Below are 19,655 nucleotides of genomic sequence, written 5' to 3' on the forward strand. Positions count from 1 at the left end.
TTTGCGGGTGTGTTGGTATGGGTGAGTCGTCATGCTTCGACGACAAGGTCCGATAGCGGAATCGCCTGGCATGCGAAACACATGTCGGGTTCCTCGGGCGCGTTGCCCGCAAGGTGATCGGTGGCGCCCTGGGCGATACGCACCGCGCAGCTTTCGCACTGACCGACGCGGCAGCCACTCGGCAAGGACACGCCGATGCTTTCGGCTAACGTGAGCAGGCTGCCTTGCGCCGGCGTCCATCGCGCGGTTTTGCCGGAGCGTGCGAAGGTCACCGAGAACACCTGCGATGCATCGGCGCGCGGCTGCGGCGGTGAGCGGAACGCTTCCTTGAAGATGTCGAACGCGGGTACGCCGCGCGCGACGAGCCCGTCGATGATGGACGTCATCATCGGCTCGGGGCCGCACAGGTAGAAGCGCGCGCGGCGCCGGACCAGATCGTCGTCGATCACGGAGGCGTCGAGATAACCGGCGCGGTCGTAGTCGATGCCGGCCATGTCGAGTCCCGGACGCGGATGCGCATAGCAGTCGGACACGCGCAATGCGGGCCATTCTTCACGTAAGGCCGCGATGCGCTGTTTGAATGCATGCGCCGCGCCGTGACGGCTCGCATAGAAGAGCCGCACTTCGGGGCGCTGCTTCGTCGCGGCATCGCGCGCGAGCGACTCCAGATACGAAATGAACGGCGTGATGCCGATGCCGCCCGCGAACATCACCACGGGCTGGCGCGAACGCATCGGCAGCACGAAGGTGCCGCTGGGCGCGCGCAAGGCCACTGCGTCGCCCACGGCGAGTTCGCGATGGATGTGGCTCGACATCGCGCCTTGCGGATGATGGCGTACAGAGATCGTGTAGGTGCGCCGGCCGCGTTCCTTCGCATGGCCAACGAGCGAATAGGCGCGTGTGGTGCCGCGTTCGCCAAGCTTTGCGACGTGCACGCTCACGTGCTGTCCCGGCAGATAGTCGGGCAGGGTGCCTTCGTCTCGAGCGGCGAACGTCACGGTGCGCACGCCTTCGGCTTCGTCGGCGAGCTTCGTCACGACGAAGTCGCGCCAGCCGTTCCACGCACGCCGCTTGCGTTCGAACGACGGGTCGCGCTGCAAATCGCAGGCGAGCGCTCGCATCGGCATGGAGCCGGACAGCGGATCGTATTGCCTGCCCGACACCAGATTGCTGAAGTTGCTGTTGAGCTTGCCGCGCGCATCGAAGCCTTGCATGCCGAGTTCGTCGCATGCCTGCCACCAGCCGTATTCGGCGACGAGCACGTCATCGGCGAGGGCGTTCTCGATACGCGCGACGAAACGCGCCGAGCCGTGCATGGTACGCAACACCACCCAGTCGTCGTTCTCGATGCCCTTGCTGGCCGCGAGCGCCGCGCTCAATTCGACCAGCGGATATGGCGCGCGCTTGCGCAGCCGCGTCACGCCGCGATGCTGGCTGTGACAGTAATAGCCATTCTTGGTCGAGGTGAGCACGTAGGGCCAGGCCGGGTCGCGCGCTTCCTTTGCGAGGCCAGCGGGCGGCACGTAAGCCGGCACCGGCGGGTAGCCGTGCCGCAACAGCTTCTCCGAATACAACTCCACACGCAGCGTTTCGGTGCGAAAGCCGCGCGGACCGTCGTGCATCGGCAGCGCGTATTGCTTCTCGCGTTGTTCGAGCGGGCGCGAAATGCCTTCGGGATGCGCGCGCAACGTCGCCACATCGAGACCGAGCGGGGCGAGCATGTGATTCCATCCCGCTTCGATGCTGCCGCCGAAGAACGCGTCGCCCATGCCGAGACGCGTCGCGAGCGCGAACACGACGTCGTAGTCGGCGCGGCTTTCGCCACGCGGGGTCACCATGCGTTGTCGCAGTTGCACGAGTTCCACCGCGCGCTCGTCGATTTCAAAGCCGATGCGCAAGCCCTCGCGTTCCCACGGCGTGTTGATCGGCAGAAAGATGTCCGCGTAGCGCGACGACGGGGTTTCGTAGAGGTCGCAATGCACGTGAAATTCGAGCTGACTCAGCGCGGCGTGCGCGGCTTCGGCATCGGGCTGCGAGACGAGCGGATTGGTGCCGAACGCGAACAGTGCACGCACCTTGTACGGTTCGCCTTCGAGCATCGCACGGTACATGTCCCGCGCCGTGATCCAGCCTTGCGCGGGCGGACCGAGCGGGCGTTCGCCGAGGCCGAGCGCCTTGGCGCGCTGCTGCGGCGCACAGAGCGCGTAGGTGCTCACGGCATTGGCCGGTTGCTTGACGAACTCGCGATTCGAGCCGCACGTGTCGAAGGCGCCCGTCAGCGCGTAGAGCGTGGCGATGGCGCGCTCGGTTTGCGTCGCATTGGTGTGCTGGCCGACGCCCGACCACGCGTGATACGCGATGCGCCGACCCGGCGCGAGCAGCGCGGCGGCGCGTTCGAGCGCATCGGGAGCGACGCCGGTGATGGCTTCGACGCGCTCGGGCGTGAAGTCATCGAGCGCGCGCCAGTAGCAGGCGAATGCCGGTTCGCATGCATAGGTGGCGACTGTGTACAGGCCGTCGAGCGCCAGGTCGTCGGGCGTCGTGTGCGCGTCCTCGCCGAGCGCTTGCGCACGGCCGCGCGTCGCGTTCCATACGACGTAACGATTCGCGGGCGCGCGGGGTTCGATATCGCGCTCGCGCAGAAACTGCCCGTTGTCGCGTCTTACCAGCAGAGGCGCATTGGTCCATGTGCGCACGAACGTGTCGTCATAGGCGCGCGTGTCGATGATGTGGCGCGCGATGCCCATCGCCAGCGCGGCGTCGGTGCCGGGACGCACGCGCAGCCAGACATCGGCCTCACGCGCGAGGGCGGTCGGACGCGGATCGGCGACGATCAGCTTCGCGCCATTCCGGCGTCCCGCCGCGATCGCGTCGGCCTGCGCGAGCCACGTGTTGGCGGGGTTCGTGCCCCACAGGAGCATGACTTCGGCGTGCCGGTAGTCGGCAACCGGAATCCCGCAGCCGAACGTGAACGCATGCGCGACGTCCTTGTGCCAGTTGCAGATTTCCGTCGCGTAGCAGATGTTGGGGCTGCCGTAGGACCAGATGAAGCGTTCGACCCAGTCGATGCTGTCGCTCATCGGTGTGCCGCTGGGCGTCGTCACGCCGAATGCGACCGATTCCGCGCCGTGCTCGCGGCGCAGCCTGTCGAGCTTCGCGGCGATTTCGTCGAGCGCCTCGTCCCAGCCGATGCGCACCCAGCCCGGATCGCCGGCACCCTTCGGCGCGGTGCGGCGCATCGGATGAAGCACGCGGTGCGGGCTATGCACGAGTTCCGGCGCGGACTTGCCCTTCAGGCACATCGCGTGGCCTGTCGGGTGCTCGCGGTCGGGGCGCACTTCCGTCAACTGATCGCCGCGCACGATGTTGATCGTGCCGCAGCGCGAGCGGCAAAGCGTGCAATAGCCCTTTTTTTCCTGTACTTCCATCTCGTCTCCGGGTTCGATAGGGCTATGCTACGAAACCAGAAACGATGCCAAATTCATATTTTTGATCCGGCAATATAGAGTTTTTCAATACCTCACATTCGGGCGTTTCCTATGCCGCGCCAGATCACCCTGCGCCAGATCGAGTACTTTTTATCCGTCGCCGATACCGGGCAGATTTCGCATTCGTCGAATCTTTGCAACGTGTCGCAGTCGTCGATGACCATCGCGCTGCAAAACCTCGAGGACGCGGTTGGCGTGCCGCTTTTGTCGCGCCATGCCAAGGGAGTGCGCCTCACCGATGCGGGTGTGCGATTCATGCGGCACGTGCAGCAGGCGCAACAGTCGGTGCAGGAGGCCGTGCTCGCGGCGCAGGAGGTGCCGGAGCAGATTTCGGGGCGGGTGTGTATCGGCATGACGGAGACGATTTCCGCGTATCTGTTGCCGTCGTTGATGTCGACCGTCACGCGGCGCTTCCGCAATCTGCAGGTGGAGGTCATCGAGCGCGAGCGCGAAACCATCGAACGCCAGTTGCTCGACGGCGAACTGGACATGGCGCTGCTGCTCGTCTCCAACACCGCGCTGCACGACGACCTGAAGTGCGAAACCATGATCCGTTCACCGCGCCGGTTGTGGACCCCGCCCGATCATCCATTGCTCGAAGCGCAGCGCGTGACGCTCGAAGACGTCGCGCAGGAGAACTATCTTTTGCTCGACATGGACGAGCACGTGCAGACGGTCGCGCGTTACTGGGGAAAGTATGGCGTCTCGCCGCGCGTGCGCATGCAGAGCACGTCGATCGAGGCGGTGCGCAGTCTCGTCGCGTTGGGCGAGGGCGTGACCATTCTTTCGGATCTCGTTTATCGGCCGTGGTCGCTGGAAGGCAACCGCATCAGCCGCAGGGACCTGAGTGTTGCAGTGCCGACCATGGACGTGGGCGCGGTATGGCATCGTGACGTGACCTTGAGCCGCCAGGTCAGGGTGCTACTCGATCTGTTCAGGTCGTGGAAGCACAGTGCGGCGTGACAGGCCGCTGCACGAGCAATCTCGACGCATAAAAAAACGCCAACCCGAAAGGATTGGCGTTGTACATGGGGGCTGACGACTATCAGAACTGATTCATCGTGTTGTCTTTACCCGCCGCCTTCAGCGCCGCTTCGCCGCTGAAATACTCCTTGTGGTCGTCGCCGATATCCGAGCCGGACATGTTCTGGTGCTTGACGCAGGCGATGCCCTGGCGGATTTCCTTGCGCTGCACGCCAGCCACATAACCGAGCATGCCCTGGTCGCCGAAGTATTCGCGGGCGAGGTTGTCGGTCGACAGCGCAGCGGTGTGATACGTCGGCAGCGTAATCAGGTGATGGAAGATGCCGGCTTCGCGCGACGCATCGGACTGGAAGGTGCGGATCTTTTCGTCGGCGGCCTTCGCCAGTTCGCTCTCGTCGTACTCCACGCTCATCAGCTGGGCGCGGTCGTATGCCGACACATCCTTGCCCGCGGCCTTCATCGCGTCATACGCCTGCTGGCGGAAGTTCAGCGTCCAGTTGAACGACGGGCTGTTGTTGTACACCAGCTTGGCGTTCGGGATGACCTTGCGAATCTCGTTGACCATGCCGGCGATCTGGGCGATATGCGGTTTTTCGGTTTCGATCCACAGCAGGTCAGCACCGTTTTGCAGCGAGGTGATGCAGTCCAGCACGCAACGCGCCTCGCCCGTGCCGGCGCGGAACTGGAACAGGTTGCTCGGCAGGCGCTTCGGACGCAGCAGCTTGCCGTCGCGCTTGATGACGACGTCACCGTTGCCCAGTGCGTCGGCCGCGATTTCGTCGCAGTCGAGGAACGAGTTGTACTGGTCGCCCAGGTCGCCCGGCGTGTGGGTCACGGCGATCTGCTTGGTCAGGCCTGCGCCCAGCGAGTCGGTGCGGCACACGATGATGCCGTCGTCCACGCCCAGTTCCAGGAAGGCGTAGCGGATCGCGCGGACTTTGGCCAGGAAGTCCTCGTGCGGCACGGTGACCTTGCCGTCCTGGTGGCCGCACTGCTTCTCGTCGGACACCTGGTTTTCGATCTGGATGCAGCATGCGCCCGCTTCGATGAACTGCTTGGCGAGCAGGTAGGTGGCTTCCGCGTTGCCGAAACCCGCGTCGATGTCGGCGATGATCGGCACGACGTGGGTGACGTGGTTGTCGATCTTCTCCTGGATGGCGGCCTTGGCCGGGCCAACAGCTGCGTCCAGCTGGCGGAACAGGCCGCCCAGTTCACGGGCGTCGGCCTGGCGCAGGAAGGTGTACAGCTCGCGGATCAGCGCGCTGACGGAGGTCTTCTCGTGCATCGACTGGTCCGGCAGCGGGCCGAACTCGGAGCGCAGCGCGGCCACCATCCAGCCGGACAGGTAAAGGTAGCGGCGCTCGGTGCTGTTGAAGTGCTTCTTAATGGAGATCATCTTCTGCTGGCCAATGAAGCCGTGCCAGCAACCCAGCGACTGCGTGTACTTCGACGGATCGGCGTCGTAGGCGGCCATGTCGGCGCGCATGATCTTCGCCGTGTACTTCGCGATGTCGAGGCCCGTCTTGAACTTGTTCTGGGCCCGCATGCGTGCGGCAGATTCGGGATTGATGGCATTCCAGGCGCTGCCTTGTTTCTCCTTCAAACCAGCCACTGCCTTGATGTCGTCTTGATATTGAGCCATGTGTATCTCCTAAGTCTCCGAAGAGCAAAGCGCGATTGAATGAATGGTTCAGCGTGCCGCCACGTAAGTCGAAGCGAACTGCATGGCTCAATTGTAGGGTCTTCCTGATGCGTCGCAGCAAAGTCTTATATAAGACATATGAGTTATTTATTCTTTATTTATCAAATAGATAGCGAACAATTTTTGCGCTATAGAACATGTTTTCATAAGGCGAAATGGCGCCGCTTCGGGAATTCAAGCTGTATTTCACGATGTGAAGTGCGCTTTCGGTTGCCGGGGACGGGCGAGCGCGAATGGCTCGAGCAACGATAGATGGGGGTTTTGGTAGACGTCCGTTGTGACGAACGGATGTCTCAGCGCGCGTCAATGCTTCAGATAGCGATGCGCCAGGGCTTCGTACAGCGGCGGCGCGAACAGCTTCGAGACCTGGCTCGACACGAGCGCCGTTGCCATCAACGAGATCACGAGCGCGTGCCCGTCGATCATTTCGATGACGATGACGAACGCCGTGATCGGGCTCTGCGTGACGGCGGCCAGATAGCCGACCATGCCGAGCGCGATCAGCATCGGCAACTGCATCTGCCCGAACACCATGTGCAGGGCATTGCCGATGCCGGCGCCGATCGCGAGCGAAGGCGCAAAGAGACCGCCCGGCGTGCCTGGCAGATACGAGCCCACCATCGAGGCCATTTTCAGCACGGGATAGGCCGCGCCGAGCTGCGAGTGACCCTCGAGCATGCCGCGCGCTTCCGCATAGCCGCTGCCGAACAGGTGGCCGCCGGTCGCCACGCCGATCACGGCGATGAACAAACCGCACAGCGCGCCGAACGCTACGGGGCTGTCCTTTCGGAGAGTGAACAAGCGTGAGGGCATCCATCGTTCGGTATTGAGCAGCAGCCAGCAGAACACGCCGCCCGCGACGCCCGTGATCACGCCAACGAGAATGACGGCGACCGCGAGCAGATCGGGAAAATGGCCGCCGATGGCGATCGTCCCGAAATACACATAGTTGCCTTGCAGCGCGAGTGAGACGACGCCCGCAAAGATGATGGCCGTGATGATGACGCCGCTGGTTTTCGCTTCGAAGCTGCGCGTGAGTTCTTCGATGGCGAAGACCACGCCTGCGAGCGGCGCGTTGAACGCGGCAGAAAGGCCGGCGGCGGCGCCCGCGAGCGCGAGCTTGTATTCGAGGCCGACGCCGTACATGCTGCGCAGCCGCGCGGGATAGAAGCGCCGGAGGCTGTACATCAGCGCGGCGCCCACGTGGATGGTCGGCCCTTCGCGGCCAATCGTGAATCCGCCGAGGATCGCGAGGAACGACAGGGCGATCTTGCCGATCAGGATACGCAGCGTGAGCAGGCGCGGGCCGAGTCCGCGCACGTCGTGCAGCGTCGCGATGACCTGTGGGATGCCGCTGCCCTCGGAACCCGGAAACCAGCGTCGCGTGGCCCAGACGCTGAACGCGGCGATCGCCGGCGTGATGACAAGGGGTAACCACCAGTAGTGGGCGGTCACCTGTACGAAGAGGTCGAAGCCGAAGTCGATGAGCCGCGCGTACAGGACCGCGATGAGCCCGGTCGCGATGGCGCCGACCCAGAACACGCCGAAATAGCGCCAGCGCCGATGGCTTCGCACAAGCGTGCGCCGATCAAAAATGTTCGTAAATCGCATGGGTAGCCGGAGAAAATGGCATTTAAGGCACATTGTGACATAAATTGCCTTTTCATCCGCCACAGTCCAACAGGCCCGCTCCGGGAAGGGCTAGCTGCCGGCCTCGTCGAACACCCAGCCGAACGCGCCATAGACCGCCTTGTGCTCGGCCGCGAGTTCGAGCAGGAACATCTCGCCTTTGGCTGTGAGATGGACCTGCACCTGGCGACGGTCGGCGGGATCGGGCTTGCGCGCCACGAGTCCGGCCGACTCGCAGCGCGAGACGAGCGCCGCCGTGCCGTTCGGCGCCGCCTGCAAGCGCTCCGCGAGTTCGCCGACGGTCGCCCAGTTGCGGTCGGGAAAGCCACATACGTGCAGCAGCAACTGGTACTGGAGCGTCGTGATGCCCGCGGCGTTGGCGATCTCTTCGGAAGCCCGCAGAAACTTGCGCAGGTCATAGCGGAACGCCGACATCGCTTCGAGTTCGCGCTTGCCTGGCAGCGCGCGTCTGGTTGATTTGCCTGAATTCATGTGCGGTTCCTGATGCGTCGCCGGTCGTGCGGAGTGCCTCGCCGGGCGAACGGGTGGCGGCGGACCGGCCGTCGGGGAGGTTACCACGCACGTGCTTCCAGCCATCGGGCGCGCACGGTGGCGGTCATTCTGTTGATGATTTCCAGTTCGTGCGTATCACGTGTCTTGTCGTACTCAATAGATCCCGCGTGACGACATGCAGCATGTAGTCGGGTTCGCCGAACAGACGCTCCGCGCGCGTGATCTCGGGAATGTCGATGAGCGCGTCCTCGAACGATTGCACGTTCTCACCCTATCGTGACGACGTGTCTCCGGACGCTTTGCGCATCCGCTCGATCAACGCGATCACCTCCGGCTGCCCCGTGACCTACGTCGTCTTCAATGCCGCCGCTTCCGGTCCACTCAGATAGTGGTCGCGGAATCGTTCGTCTACTCGCTCCCACATCAGGGCCGAAAACAACAGCGCTGCCTCGAGCGGCCGATGGTTGATGACGACCGAATCCGTTTCACCATTCTGGTTCAGATGCGCGACGACCACGGTTTCGATGGGTTGTCCCTGGATCTGCGACCGGTAGGACTCCAGGTAGAGGCTGTTGCCGATTTTGCCCTTGTAACTGTGATGCTGGAACGCATAGAGAGAAACGGCATGCCTGATCACGGCAAGGATATCCGCGCGGCCCTCTATCGGACGCTTCAGGACGGTCGCTTCCAGCGTGGCATTTTCTGCCAGTTTCGCCAGCCAGAGCGGCGGCGTGTTTTCGGGCGCCAAGACAGGCGCAGTGTCGTTGAATTTCATGTCGGATGTTCCTTCGGTTTCAGGTCGGCGCCGGGAGTCGCGTCCCGGCGCCGTACAGACGGCTCGCGCTATGACTGGCGCAGCGGCCGCAGGCCCGCTCGCACCTCTTGTGCAAACAGTTGCGGCTGTTCCCACGCCGCAAAGTGGCCGCCCTTGTCGGGCCGGTTGTAGTAGATGAGGTCGTGATAGGCGCGTTCGGTCCAGCTGCGCGGCGCCTGATAGTTCTCGCGTGGGAAGACGCTCACCGCGGCCGGCACCGATACGTCGGCGGCGGCCAGGAAATTGAAGTGCGACTCCCAGTAGAAGCGAGCGGCCGAGATGCCCGTGTTCGTCAGCCAGTAGAGCGTGATGTCGTCGAGGACGTCGTCGCGCGTCATCGCGCCCGCCGATTCTCCGTTGACGTCGCGCCCGTACACGGCCGAGGTGAGCGCCGCAGCCGGCTGGATATAGCCGTCGCCGTGATCGAGCAGCCAGCTGGCCAGCGCGATCGGCGAATCCGAGAGCCCATAGAGCGTTTGCGGGCGCGTGCCCTGTTCGAGCGCGTAGGCGCGCCGCGATTTGGCTGCGCTCGCGAGCTGCTCGTAGGCGTGCTTTTCGTCGTCGCTGAGACTGGCTGGCGGGGGCGAGCCGGCTTGCAGCGCCTTGGCGATTTCGGGCGGAATCGTCGCCGGGAAATTAACGTGAATGCCGAGCAGTTCCGGCGGCGCTTGCTTCGCCATCACGTTGGCGACGATGCCGCCCAGATCGCCGCCTTGCGCCGCGAACTTCTCGTAGCCAAGGCGCTTCATCAGCACGACCCACGCACGCGCGGTCCGCTCGGGACCCCACCCGACCTCGGTCGGCCTGGCCGAGAAGCCGTAGCCCGGCAGCGACGGAATCACCAGATGAAAGGCGTCGGAGGCGCTCGCGCCGTAAGCCGTGGGATTGGTCAGCGGGTCGATGATCCTGAACTGTTCGATGACCGAGCCCGGCCAGCCGTGCGTGACGATGAGCGGCATCGCATTCTCGTGCTTCGAGCGCACATGAATGAAATGAATATCGAGTCCGTCGATTTCGGTCATGTAATTCGGCAGTGCGTTCAGTTTCGCCTCGCAGCGGCGCCAGTCATAGTCGGTCGACCAGTGGCGTGCGACCTCCTGCATCATCGCGAGCGGCACGCCTTGCGAATCGTCGTTCACTGTTTCCTTGTCGGGCCAGCGCGTGGCCTTGATGCGGCGTCGCAGATCGACGAGCTGCGCTTCGGGCACATGCACGCGCAGCGGGCGAATCGCGGTCTTGTCGCCGTTCGGTGCGGACTTGACTTCGGTGATGCCCTGCAGGGTTTGCGAGAACGCCAGCTGGCTCAGCGAGGCTGCCGCCACGGCGGCCGCGGTCGCGCCCATGAAGCGGCGGCGCGACGGCGACGGGATGAGAGAATCGTCAGACATAGGTACTCCGTTTTTCTGGTATCGGAGGCAGAGCGCACATGGATGCTTCGCAATACCAGGCGTAGTTGTGCTGGCGTGCGCATGTGCTGCAGTTTTGCATCGCTCGCCAACGGAATTCGCGCCGGATGTCCCGGCACGCAAACGTGCGTCGCATCAGGCCGATGCCGCGCCGCTCGCAAATGCCGCAGCATGGCGCGTCACGAACTCGCGCATGCCGATCGGCGCCTGACCCGTGAGCTTGCGCAGGTCGTCGGTCATGCGGTCGTAGCGGCCTTGCGCATGCAGTTCGGCCATGACCGCGAGATGCTTGACGACGTGCGCGGTGATCCCGAGTTCGCCCAGCTTCGCAGCCCATGCCTCGACGGGCACGTCGCGGTAGCGGATCGTGCGGCCCAGCACCTCGGAGAAGAGGCGCGCATAGTGCTCCATATCGCAGGATTCGAGGCCCGTGAGGTGGTAGACCTGGCCGATATGTGGCGCCGGATTGTCGAGGATCTCCGCGACGGCACGTGCGACGTCGAGCGACGAGATCGGCGAGGTCCGGCCTTTGCCGAGCGGCAGCACGAGTTCGTCGTGCTTGCGCACGCCCTCTGCCGCAAGAAGCAGGAAGAAGCTCTCCAGAAACACCGTGGGCCGCACGGTGACGACGGGCAGGCCCGACCAGGCGAGCGCCTGCTCGGCGAGCCAGTGCTGCTTTTGCTGCACGCTGTCGGTGGTTTCGGTGATGCTCATCTGCGAGACGGTCATCTGCGACATGTTCACGAACGCTTCGACACCGTGATGGCGCGCAACGGCTGCGGTATTGATCGTCGCTTCGAGATACGCGGGCGACACCGACATGCCGAAGTAGAGGCGCGAGACGCCTTCCATGGCGCGGTGCATCGAATCGAGATCGGTCAGATCGCCGAGCACGACCTGTGCGCCGAGGCGGCGCAGTTCGTCGGCGCGCGCGTCCTCGCGGCGCACTAGCGCGCGCACGCGATGGCCCTTCGCAAGCAGGTTTTCGGTGATGCTGCGGCCGACGGCGCCAATTGCGCCTGCCGCACCCGTGACGAGAATCGGACGGTCATGCTGGGTTTGAGTGGTCATTTCGCTTACCTGTTTCGTAACACTAAAGAGTGTATATACACATTTAAAGAGAGGCAGTAGCCAGAGCGGATGCAGTGCGCCCTCAGGCAACGATCGTACGTGGTTCCTCGCTGTCGTTTCCGGTCGCCGCAGCGGCGTGCTGCACACGTTCGTGAACGTTCGCCGTCGGCGTGCGGTCGATCTGCAGGCTGAGCAGTTCCGGACGGTTGTAGTGGCCGGCCGCGTCCATCAGCATCTTGCGACGGTCGATCAGCGAGAAGTCGAGGTCGGCGATGACTTCGCCTTCGCCCTCGCGCAGCGGTTCGCCGATCAGCGAGCCGTCCGGCGCGACGATCGTGGTGAAGCAGCCGCCCGAGATCGGCCCGATCGCGCAGCCCGTGTCCTTCATGATCTGCGCCTGCTGGTCGGCATCGAGCCACGCCGTCGCATTTACGACGAAGGCGCCGGATTCCAGCGCGTGCTGGCGGATATTGATTTCCATGCGTTGCGCGAAGCCTTCGCCGAAGGCCGAGCCCGGATACATGGCCGAATGGATCTGCTCGCCGTCGGCGATCATCGCGTAGCGCGCGAGCGGGTTGTTGTGCTCGAAGCAGGCGAGCTGGCCAATGCGGCCCACCTTGCTGTCCACGGCGCGCAGGCCCGAGCCGTCGCCCTGGCCCCAGATCATGCGCTCGAAATGGGTGGGCGTGATCTTGCGGCGGCGCTGGATCAGCGTGCCGTCGGCGTCGAACAGCAGTTGCGTGTTGTAGATGGTGCCGCCGTCGCGCTCGTTCACGCCGATGGAGACCACCATGCCCGCCTGCCGTGCGGCCTCGCCGATCGCATCGGTGGCGGGCGAGGGCACCGTCACGGACTGTTCGAGCAGGCGCAGATGCTCGGTGCCCGCGAGCAACTGCATGGGCGTTTGCACCGCGGAAAAGTATGGGTAATACGGCACCACGGTCTCGGGGAACGTGGCGAACTGCACGCCCTTGCGGCCGAGTTCGAGAATCTTCTGCACGACCTTGGCAACCGTTGCCTCGCGGCTGTAGAGCACGGGGCTGATCTGGACGGCGGCGGCTTTGACGACTTTCATTGCAGGCTCCTGATGGTGTTGCATATGCAACATTGACGACGAAAAAAATTCAGACAGTGGCTGACGACAGATCCGCCGCGATGTTCATGAGCGCGCTCGCGCCCTCCAGGCCGAGCACGCCGGCGGCGCGCTGTTGCGCGGTGGACCACGCCGGCCCGGCGGTCCGAAGCAGCGCGCGGCCCGCTTGCGTGACCAAGAGCGCACGGCTGCGGCCGTCGCCGCCAGGCTCGCCATCGGCGACCCAGCCATGGGCGATGAGCGGCTGCAGGTTGCGCGTGAGCGTCGTGCGGTCGTGATGATTCTTGCGCCCGAGCGCGGCGCGGCTCAAGGGGCCGTACTCCGCGACGAGCACGAGCAGCGAAAGCTGCGATGAGCTGATGCCGAGCGGGCGCAGCGCCTCGTCGTAAAGGCCGGTCAGCACGCGCGCGATCTGCCGGGTGCGCGTCAGCAGGCAGTGGCGGGCGATCTGCGCGCTCACGCTGGCCGATGCTTCGGTGCTGCGCGGAACGGTTTCGATACAGGACATGCTTCGCGACTCCAGGGTTCGTGCGGGGCGGTTGGCCCGGTTGACGTATTGAAGCGTGCCGATGTATCCCGCACGTGTCGGGCGGCCCGCCTTTGTGTATGTGCCTGTTTCCACGCGGCGGCCAGATACATGGGGATACAAAACCCGTGCGGGGTCGCCAGGAACGGCGCGCCGCACGCACTAGCCCGGCATCCGCAACATTCAGACGATTGAGACAGGCGCGCCGACCCGAACGGCACGCAGCGATCTTGCGGACTTTGTATCGTGGTGTATCCATCGCGCCAGAGGACAAGGAGGCTTGCAAAAGCCGGGGTTCACGGAAACAAGCCGGATACGTTGAGGGTTTCAAATGCGTCCATGCCAGTCGGCGGTGTCGCAAAGCAGACGTCGAGGCGACTGGATGCACGTGCCACGCAACCGTGGTCTGACCCAATACTGCTTACAGGTGGATCCCATGAAACTCATCAAGTCGCTGGTCGTTGCCGCTATCGTCGCCGTTCCGGTTGTTTCCTTCGCGCAATCCAGCGAGCCGCTCACGCGTGCACAGGTTCGCGCGGAGCTCGTCCAGCTGGAGAAGGCCGGCTACAACCCTACCGCCGACTATGCGAACTATCCGCAGGAAATTCAGGCGGCCGAGGCGCGCGTGAGCGCGCAGAACGGCGCGGTGGCTTCGGGATTTGGCGGCGTGGCGGACGGCTCGTCGGCGGCAGGCGCCGGTGCGGCGACAGTTTCGTCCAGGCAGGACACGCCCGGGCTCGGTCCGGTCTACGCGCATTAACGATGCTTGTCGGGCGCGCGGCCCTGCGGGCCGTCGCCATTGAGAGGCTCTTCGCTTGCGAAGGGCCTTTCGCCGTTACTCGTCAGTGTGCCCCGTGGATGCCGCGTCGAGCGCTGCCGCGAGCGTGGTACGCGCTTTTTCGCGGCGTCGGCGCGCGAGTCGCGCCGCGCCCACGTCGCGTTCGGCCTCGCCTTCGAGCAGGGCGTGAATATCGGGCAACGTCCAGATGCTACCGCGGCTGCCCCACGTGCCGTCCGGAATCTCGGTCGGGAAAACCCACACGCGCGGCGCCACGTCTTCGAGGGGACGGTTCTCGGCGCGGGCCACGGCTTCGGTCACGGCCCTGACGAGCGCTTTGCGGGAAGCATCGGTGTACTGACCTTCCGGCGCCGAAGGAACGATGCGGTAGCGCGGCAGCGGCGAGGGCTCCCCGGCGACATAGACGGCGGCCGGCCGGTGCAGATAGAGCACGGTCACGCCCTGCGCGATGCGGTTGCCGGGATCGTAGCCCTCCGCGTGGATCAGAATGTTGGTGAGTTCCTTGACGAGCCCGGCTTCGGCTTCGGGTGTCAGGGCGTCTTCGGGCCACAGTGCGTCGATCATGGGCATGGCGCTACTCCGTCGATCAGGTGTTGGGATGGGACGATCATGCGGCTTTACCGGCTAGCGAGGAAGTGGCAAGATCGCCATTATTGAAGGCATATCGGACACGCCAATGATCACGATCCGAATCTGGGTTTACGACGGCATTCTGGCCTCCGGCGTGGCCGGCCCCATCGACGTTTTCAACGCCGCCAATCAACTGGGGGCACGCGGAGGGCATGGTGCGTGGCGTTTCGCATGGCGCGTCGAATCCCTCGACGGGCAGCCGGTGAGGGCGGCGTCGGGCCAGACCATCGCGGTGGACGGCAAGATCGACGGACGCAAAGGCGCGCACGCCATCCTGCTCACGGCGCCGTTCTTCGCCGACATGGACGAGTTCATTGGCCACCGCGAGCGGATCGACAAGCTCTCGAAGGCGCTGCGCTGCCAGCACAAGGCCGGCGCCGTGCTGGCGGCCTACTGCACAGGCAACTATTTGCTTGCCGAGGCGGGCCTGCTGGACGGGCGGGTCGCCACCACGCACTGGGCGAAGGCGGCCGACTTCGCGCGCCGTTATCCGGCCGTCGAGCTGCGGGCACGCGAGGTCCTGACCGGGCAGGACCGCATCATTTCCAGCGGCGCGGTCACGTCGTATCTCAACCTCGCGATACGGCTCGTGGAAGTACTCGCCGACGAAAAGCTTGCTGCCGTGACGGCGAGATCCTTGCTGATCGACGTCAATCGGATTGATCAGGCATCCTATGCGACGCTGGTCGACGAACACGGTCACACGGATCCCCTCATCGCCCGGGCGCAGCAGCGCATGGAAGCGACGATTGCCGAGGGGTTCCGGTTGAGCGAGCTTGCCACGTGGCTCGCCGTGAGCGAACGGACGCTGAACCGCCGCTTCAAGCAGGCCACGGGCCTCGCGCCACTCGAATATCTGCAGAATCTTCGCATCGAAGTGGCGAAACAGTTGCTGGAATCCCGGCCCATCGCGCTCGAAAACCTCAGCGACCGCGTCGGTTACGCCGATCCGGGTTCGTTTCGCGTGCTGTTCAAGCGTAAAACGGGTCTCTCGCCGCGCGAGTATCAGTTGCGTTTCTCGCGTGCGTCCCGCTAAAAGCATCGCGCCGGGCCGCGATGCGGTCGTGGCTCAGTGCTGGACACCGAGGCTTTCGCGTTTGCCGTCGTTGAACGTGTAGAGGGTCAGCGTTGCATTCTGCAGATCGCCCTTCGAATCGAAACGCGTCTCGCCGATCACGCCCTTGTAGTCCGTCATGACACCAGCCCGAAGAGTTGGACCGCCACAGCGAGATGACGTGAACTCTCCGCCGCACTCTCGAGGAATAGACGCAGTTCTGTGGCGTCCCGAAAACTGCGTCGTTTCTCGAGAAATCGGGTTCTTCCCGTGTACGGCATGCCAGCGACCATCACCATTCAGGAACATTTGGATTCGCCCCCGGTATAACGACACGGCCGGGATTTCCTTTAGCCTGGCGTGGCCCCAACCCGAGCAGGCCGCGGAGCCGCAAATGCGCGGAGCAGCCGATGGGACCGCCTAGCCAAAGCGGGCATCCAGCCATTGCCTTGCCCAGTTCTCCGCAAAGGCAATGGCATCCTCGCGCGCGTCGAATCCCGCGAGATCGCCGCTGGAGTGGACTTCGCACTCGCTTCCATCGATACGGCTGGTGCTGATGCGCGCGTGCGCCATGTATTCCCCATCCGCCCGACGTGGCGTGGGATCGATATGAAACCGGTCTGGATCTGAACGCATAGTTCGCTCCCTGAATCCCAGTGAAGAGTCCGCAAGCTGTCTTCGGCCGGCGGCATTCGTGGTCTGCGATGGAGGGGAGCGGCGCGATCCCTGAGAAGTGGCAGGAGGAGCGGCGGGATCGGTCGCAGTCGACGGAAGTTTTCATACTACGCCCCGGCCTTCATTTGTACAGCGATAGTTTCTCGTGCGAGGCATATACTGGGGTGGTCGCGGTGCCAGCCTTGCCATTCGTTGCGGCCGATTGCGGCGAATCCGGAGAGGGGCATCATGAACGACCCATCAGCCGAGGAGCTCGAGCTTCATACCGCAGACCTTCACCTCGCGGAAGCTCGCCACAGGCTGGCGGTGCTCACGGCATGCGTCCAGCGTCAGCGGGATCACGGCACCGCCAGCGTGGCAGGAGAAGATTTGCTTTGTGTCATGCACGACATCATGCAGACCATGACGCTGCACCGCGATCTGCTCAGACGCGAGGTCGCGCAACAGCGCAGCCTTTCATGCGGAGGGCGCGGACGGTGGCCGGCGGCCTAAACGGCCATTCCTGCGTCAGTGCCGCCAGGCTCCGGACATGAGTCAGGAGTCAGCGAAGTGCCCAAACTGGGCAAGCAGCAACTCGATGCGAAGGAGCGCGCAAAATGGCCGCTCCAGCACGACCAGCGATCGGGCGATGTTGCAGGCGCTTTGAACGCGTAGGTCGTCAGGCAGTTGCGCCTCGACGAAGTTGATGAATTTCGACAGATCGGACCGTACGCGTGTCTTTTCGCCGGACCAGAGATCGACCACCTGCATTCGAAGGACCGCAAGCCTCAGCAGGTAGTCACTGCCTTCCAACGCATTGACTTTATCGTCCATCGCCGCGGTATCCGTGGAACCGACGAGCTCGATGCCGCAACTCGTCACGATTCAGCATACGCCCGGGGCGAGCCGGCAGTCACCAACATAGGCGTGTCCGAAAGCGGTGCTTTTCGGCGCGGCGTGCGTCAGCTATTTCGCCGGCGCGGGAAATAATCCGGGCGTTTACACTTGATCCCCAATTCGCATGCGGGGTTGATGCGCCACGCAACGGTCGATCGCATTAGCAAACCTGGTAGTGGCGCGCGAACGGCATCCCAATGTGTGGGATGTCCCGCCTGCGGAAATGCCGATGTTTCATTGCGGGCGCAATCATTGTCTTTTTTCGAAAGTCGGTAATCGGTTGAGAACGACGTTAAATAACGAAATAATTTTCAAGGAAAGGATAAGCCACTCAAATCGGAAAAATGTTGCACAACGAAATAAGTCACTGGATTTTTATCTTGCGGCTTAAACAAAAGCGACTATCATCAGTTAAATCGATTTCCAGGCCAAATCTCCCAACGTCAGCGGAGACTTTGTCGGTATGAGGGAAGGAGATGGCTGAGACATCAATTCCGGTCGACCTGATTCACTGGATTCTGGCAACACTTTCCATCGTCGCGCTGCTTGTCTTTCTCGTGCCGCTGCGCTGGCGCGCGCCCGAGGCGGGTCCGGGTGCAATGTTCGTGGCGGGTTTGATCGCCTTTTTCGCATTCCGCACCCCACTTGGGACATTGACCGTCGCAAGCGCGAAGGGCGTATGGGACGCCATATTCATCCTGTATGTCATGTGGCCGGCATTGCTGCTCTACCAGATCACCAAACAGGCCGGCGGATACGACGCCCTTCGTCAAGGGATTTCCCGCTTTAGCCGAAATGAATTGTTCGTCATTCTCGGGCTCGGCTGGGTATTTTCATCGTTTCTTCAAGGCATCGCCGGGTTCGGCGCGCCGATTGCCGTTGTGGCTCCGCTGCTGCTCGCAATCGGCGTGAGACCCGTTTACGCCGCCGCCATTTCGATCATTGCGCATGCATGGGCGCGGTTCTTCGGCACGCTTGGTGTCGGCTGGCTGGCGACCTTGCAGGTGGCGGATGTGCAGGACGTGACGCGGGCCGCGTTCGAATCGTCGCTGCTCCTGCTGATTCCCACCTACTTTGGCGGGTTGCTGATCGTGTGGCTGTACGGACGCTGGGCCGCGGTGCGTCATGCCTGGCCGCTCGTCCTGATTCTTGGCACCATACTCGGCTTCGGCCAGCTGATTTTTGCGTTCCTGAGTCCGGAGCTCTCCACGTTTCTCGCAGCGGCCATTGCGATGATCGCGCTGTACCCGCTCTCGCGCTGGCGCCGTTTCAGCGAGCCGGTTCCACAAGCCGACGTGCCGCTGCGGCCCGCAATGGACGAAACGGCGGTCCGCACCCAGGCGGATGCGAGCGAGCCGGTGATGAGCATCGGCATGGCCTTTCTGCCGTATGTCGTGCTCACGGTCGTCACGCTGGGAATTTTGCTCATCGATCCGCTGAACAACGCCTTGCGGCAATTCCGTATCGGTCTGCCGTTCCCCGAAGTGACCACGGGCTTCGGCGTGACGAACGCGGCGGTCGTGCGTTATGCGCCGTTCGCGCCGTTCACCCATCCGGGCACCATGCTGCTGATATCGGCCATCATCGTGTGGATCGTGTATCGCGCGAATGGCTACTACGGGGCGTGGCAGTCGCGTCATGGCAAGGAGAACCTCGGGCGCTCGCTCATTGTGGATGGCGTGCCCGCGTCGCTGCCCGTCATCGCGTTCCTCGTGACGAGCCGGGTTCTCGATCACAGCGGCCAGACCATGGTGCTCGCGCACGGTATTGCCGACGCGTCGCCGCCGCTCGTCTACGCGGGCATTGCCAGTGTGATTGGCGCGCTAGGCGCGTTCATGACGTCGAGCAGCACCGCATCGAACGTCCTGTTCGGCGGCTTGCAGAGCGACGTGGCGCATTTGCATTCGCTGCCTGTGGAGGCGATCGTGGCGGCGCAGGCCGCAGGCAGCGCCTACGGGAATGCGATCGGCCCCGCGAATATCGTGCTGGGCACCAGCATCACCGGTATCAAGGGGCAGGAAGGCGCGGTCATGAAACTCGCCATCCCGTGGACGATCATCGTGGCGATCCTCACGGGGATAGGCACGATTGTTCTCGTCATGCTCGCGTGAGGTCATCGGCATGGACAAGCTCGTGGCAGAAACGGTGGCGCTGATCCTGATGTTCCTGGCCTTTCCACTCACCAGCAGGGGCGCGACCACCGGTAACACGCTGCTGCTGAGCCTCGGCCTGCTATGCGTGATTGCCGGCGGCGCGTTGCCTATCATCACGCGCTTCATGGACCACTCCAAAGACAAGGTCAGGGACGCGGGCGTCGAGTTCGACGATCGGGCCTCCTGATTGATTCGTCGGTTTCGCGCGTTCAAGCGTGTCGCTTTGCCCGATCAACATCACG

At 63.6% G+C, this 19,655-nt stretch carries 19 protein-coding genes and 1 pseudogene; 5 read left to right on the forward strand and 15 right to left on the reverse strand.

All coding sequences use genetic code 11. The features are described from left to right. Window positions 1-29: 29 nt before the first annotated feature. Window positions 30-3,428, reverse strand: a complete 3,399-nt coding sequence (locus tag AB4Y42_RS17725) for a molybdopterin-dependent oxidoreductase (RefSeq protein WP_368694866.1) — start codon at window positions 3,426-3,428, stop codon at window positions 30-32. Window positions 3,429-3,539: 111 nt separating this feature from the next. On the opposite strand from AB4Y42_RS17725, the gene AB4Y42_RS17730 reads away from it, so the two are divergent. After that, window positions 3,540-4,451 (forward strand): LysR family transcriptional regulator, encoded by a 912-nt coding sequence (locus AB4Y42_RS17730; RefSeq protein ID WP_368687887.1) that lies wholly within the window; start codon window positions 3,540-3,542, stop codon window positions 4,449-4,451. Between the two features lie 82 nt (window positions 4,452-4,533). Here the strand turns inward: AB4Y42_RS17730 and AB4Y42_RS17735 are convergent, their stop codons facing one another. The 9 genes from AB4Y42_RS17735 to AB4Y42_RS17775 all read right to left on the reverse strand — a co-directional run bounded on the left by AB4Y42_RS17735 (window position 4,534) and on the right by AB4Y42_RS17775 (window position 13,208). Beyond that, window positions 4,534-6,114 carry an isocitrate lyase gene (locus tag AB4Y42_RS17735; protein WP_368687886.1) on the reverse strand — a complete coding sequence of 527 codons (1,581 nt, stop codon included), beginning with the start codon at window positions 6,112-6,114 and terminating at the stop codon, window positions 4,534-4,536. 363 nt (window positions 6,115-6,477) lie between these two features. Then, window positions 6,478-7,785 carry a chloride channel protein gene (locus AB4Y42_RS17740; protein ID WP_368694867.1) on the reverse strand — a complete coding sequence of 436 codons (1,308 nt, stop codon included), beginning with the start codon at window positions 7,783-7,785 and terminating at the stop codon, window positions 6,478-6,480. 90 nt (window positions 7,786-7,875) lie between these two features. After that, on the reverse strand, window positions 7,876-8,295 hold the full coding sequence (locus AB4Y42_RS17745; protein WP_368687884.1) for a MarR family winged helix-turn-helix transcriptional regulator: 420 nt from the start codon (window positions 8,293-8,295) through the stop codon (window positions 7,876-7,878). Between the two features lie 124 nt (window positions 8,296-8,419). Continuing rightward, window positions 8,420-8,578, reverse strand: a complete 159-nt coding sequence (locus tag AB4Y42_RS17750) for an Lrp/AsnC ligand binding domain-containing protein (protein ID WP_368687883.1) — start codon at window positions 8,576-8,578, stop codon at window positions 8,420-8,422. A gap of 84 nt (window positions 8,579-8,662) precedes the next feature. Beyond that, window positions 8,663-9,091, reverse strand: coding sequence for a hypothetical protein (locus tag AB4Y42_RS17755; RefSeq protein ID WP_368694868.1), 429 nt, complete (start codon window positions 9,089-9,091; stop codon window positions 8,663-8,665). Between the two features lie 68 nt (window positions 9,092-9,159). Continuing rightward, window positions 9,160-10,518, reverse strand: coding sequence for an epoxide hydrolase family protein (locus tag AB4Y42_RS17760; RefSeq protein WP_368687881.1), 1,359 nt, complete (start codon window positions 10,516-10,518; stop codon window positions 9,160-9,162). Window positions 10,519-10,671: 153 nt separating this feature from the next. Further along, window positions 10,672-11,607, reverse strand: a complete 936-nt coding sequence (locus AB4Y42_RS17765) for an NAD(P)H-binding protein (RefSeq protein WP_368687880.1) — start codon at window positions 11,605-11,607, stop codon at window positions 10,672-10,674. Between the two features lie 82 nt (window positions 11,608-11,689). After that, entirely contained in the window at window positions 11,690-12,682 is a 993-nt protein-coding gene (locus AB4Y42_RS17770) for a carbon-nitrogen hydrolase family protein (protein WP_368687879.1), read from the reverse strand. Window positions 12,683-12,731: 49 nt separating this feature from the next. Beyond that, window positions 12,732-13,208, reverse strand: a complete 477-nt coding sequence (locus AB4Y42_RS17775) for a MarR family winged helix-turn-helix transcriptional regulator (RefSeq protein WP_368694869.1) — start codon at window positions 13,206-13,208, stop codon at window positions 12,732-12,734. Window positions 13,209-13,662: 454 nt separating this feature from the next. On the opposite strand from AB4Y42_RS17775, the gene AB4Y42_RS17780 reads away from it, so the two are divergent. Further along, on the forward strand, window positions 13,663-13,986 hold the full coding sequence (locus tag AB4Y42_RS17780; RefSeq protein ID WP_368687877.1) for a DUF4148 domain-containing protein: 324 nt from the start codon (window positions 13,663-13,665) through the stop codon (window positions 13,984-13,986). A 75-nt stretch (window positions 13,987-14,061) separates the two neighbouring features. Here the strand turns inward: AB4Y42_RS17780 and AB4Y42_RS17785 are convergent, their stop codons facing one another. Beyond that, the gene (locus tag AB4Y42_RS17785; RefSeq protein WP_368687876.1) at window positions 14,062-14,595 is read right to left on the reverse strand and encodes a 4-oxalocrotonate tautomerase family protein; all 534 of its coding nucleotides are present in this window, start codon (window positions 14,593-14,595) and stop codon (window positions 14,062-14,064) included. 106 nt (window positions 14,596-14,701) lie between these two features. On the opposite strand from AB4Y42_RS17785, the gene AB4Y42_RS17790 reads away from it, so the two are divergent. Further along, window positions 14,702-15,691 (forward strand): GlxA family transcriptional regulator, encoded by a 990-nt coding sequence (locus AB4Y42_RS17790; protein ID WP_368694870.1) that lies wholly within the window; start codon window positions 14,702-14,704, stop codon window positions 15,689-15,691. A 33-nt stretch (window positions 15,692-15,724) separates the two neighbouring features. Here the strand turns inward: AB4Y42_RS17790 and AB4Y42_RS17795 are convergent. From AB4Y42_RS17795 to AB4Y42_RS17810, 4 genes and pseudogenes are all read right to left on the reverse strand, one after another. Next, a pseudogene (locus AB4Y42_RS17795) lies at window positions 15,725-15,847 on the reverse strand (branched-chain amino acid ABC transporter substrate-binding protein); the annotation flags it as partial. Window positions 15,848-16,129: 282 nt separating this feature from the next. Then, window positions 16,130-16,345: a hypothetical protein gene (locus AB4Y42_RS17800; RefSeq protein WP_342921661.1), complete on the reverse strand. Its 216-nt coding sequence runs from the start codon at window positions 16,343-16,345 to the stop codon at window positions 16,130-16,132. Between the two features lie 279 nt (window positions 16,346-16,624). Continuing rightward, a complete protein-coding gene (locus tag AB4Y42_RS17805; protein WP_368694871.1) occupies window positions 16,625-16,828 on the reverse strand; it encodes a hypothetical protein in 204 nt (67 codons plus the stop codon). A gap of 90 nt (window positions 16,829-16,918) precedes the next feature. Next, a complete protein-coding gene (locus AB4Y42_RS17810; RefSeq protein WP_368687873.1) occupies window positions 16,919-17,197 on the reverse strand; it encodes a hypothetical protein in 279 nt (92 codons plus the stop codon). Between the two features lie 539 nt (window positions 17,198-17,736). On the opposite strand from AB4Y42_RS17810, the gene AB4Y42_RS17815 reads away from it, so the two are divergent. Next, a complete protein-coding gene (locus AB4Y42_RS17815) occupies window positions 17,737-19,371 on the forward strand; it encodes an L-lactate permease (RefSeq protein ID WP_368687872.1) in 1,635 nt (544 codons plus the stop codon). 10 nt (window positions 19,372-19,381) lie between these two features. After that, entirely contained in the window at window positions 19,382-19,600 is a 219-nt protein-coding gene (locus AB4Y42_RS17820; RefSeq protein WP_069262417.1) for an EmrB/QacA subfamily drug resistance transporter, read from the forward strand. Window positions 19,601-19,655: the final 55 nt, after the last annotated feature.

It is taken from the genome of Paraburkholderia sp. EG286B (genome assembly GCF_040965655.1).
Taxonomy (GTDB): Bacteria; Pseudomonadota; Gammaproteobacteria; order Burkholderiales; family Burkholderiaceae; genus Paraburkholderia.

What these genes read in the sequence shown, in the direction of transcription:
- AB4Y42_RS17765 (WP_368687880.1), bottom strand. Translation starts at nt 11,607, where the DNA reads ATGACCACTCAAACCCAGCATGACCGTCCGATTCTCGTCACGGGTGCG.
- AB4Y42_RS17815 (WP_368687872.1), top strand. Translation starts at nt 17,737, where the DNA reads ATGGCTGAGACATCAATTCCGGTCGACCTGATTCACTGGATTCTGGCA.
- AB4Y42_RS17730 (WP_368687887.1), top strand. Translation starts at nt 3,540, where the DNA reads ATGCCGCGCCAGATCACCCTGCGCCAGATCGAGTACTTTTTATCCGTC.
- AB4Y42_RS17790 (WP_368694870.1), top strand. Translation starts at nt 14,702, where the DNA reads ATGATCACGATCCGAATCTGGGTTTACGACGGCATTCTGGCCTCCGGC.
- AB4Y42_RS17740 (WP_368694867.1), bottom strand. Translation starts at nt 7,785, where the DNA reads ATGCGATTTACGAACATTTTTGATCGGCGCACGCTTGTGCGAAGCCAT.
- AB4Y42_RS17745 (WP_368687884.1), bottom strand. Translation starts at nt 8,295, where the DNA reads ATGAATTCAGGCAAATCAACCAGACGCGCGCTGCCAGGCAAGCGCGAA.
- AB4Y42_RS17735 (WP_368687886.1), bottom strand. Translation starts at nt 6,114, where the DNA reads ATGGCTCAATATCAAGACGACATCAAGGCAGTGGCTGGTTTGAAGGAG.
- AB4Y42_RS17810 (WP_368687873.1), bottom strand. Translation starts at nt 17,197, where the DNA reads ATGGACGATAAAGTCAATGCGTTGGAAGGCAGTGACTACCTGCTGAGG.
- AB4Y42_RS17775 (WP_368694869.1), bottom strand. Translation starts at nt 13,208, where the DNA reads ATGTCCTGTATCGAAACCGTTCCGCGCAGCACCGAAGCATCGGCCAGC.
- AB4Y42_RS17820 (WP_069262417.1), top strand. Translation starts at nt 19,382, where the DNA reads ATGGACAAGCTCGTGGCAGAAACGGTGGCGCTGATCCTGATGTTCCTG.
- AB4Y42_RS17785 (WP_368687876.1), bottom strand. Translation starts at nt 14,595, where the DNA reads ATGCCCATGATCGACGCACTGTGGCCCGAAGACGCCCTGACACCCGAA.
- AB4Y42_RS17770 (WP_368687879.1), bottom strand. Translation starts at nt 12,682, where the DNA reads ATGAAAGTCGTCAAAGCCGCCGCCGTCCAGATCAGCCCCGTGCTCTAC.
- AB4Y42_RS17800 (WP_342921661.1), bottom strand. Translation starts at nt 16,345, where the DNA reads ATGCGTTCAGATCCAGACCGGTTTCATATCGATCCCACGCCACGTCGG.
- AB4Y42_RS17760 (WP_368687881.1), bottom strand. Translation starts at nt 10,518, where the DNA reads ATGTCTGACGATTCTCTCATCCCGTCGCCGTCGCGCCGCCGCTTCATG.
- AB4Y42_RS17755 (WP_368694868.1), bottom strand. Translation starts at nt 9,091, where the DNA reads ATGAAATTCAACGACACTGCGCCTGTCTTGGCGCCCGAAAACACGCCG.
- AB4Y42_RS17725 (WP_368694866.1), bottom strand. Translation starts at nt 3,428, where the DNA reads ATGGAAGTACAGGAAAAAAAGGGCTATTGCACGCTTTGCCGCTCGCGC.
- AB4Y42_RS17780 (WP_368687877.1), top strand. Translation starts at nt 13,663, where the DNA reads ATGAAACTCATCAAGTCGCTGGTCGTTGCCGCTATCGTCGCCGTTCCG.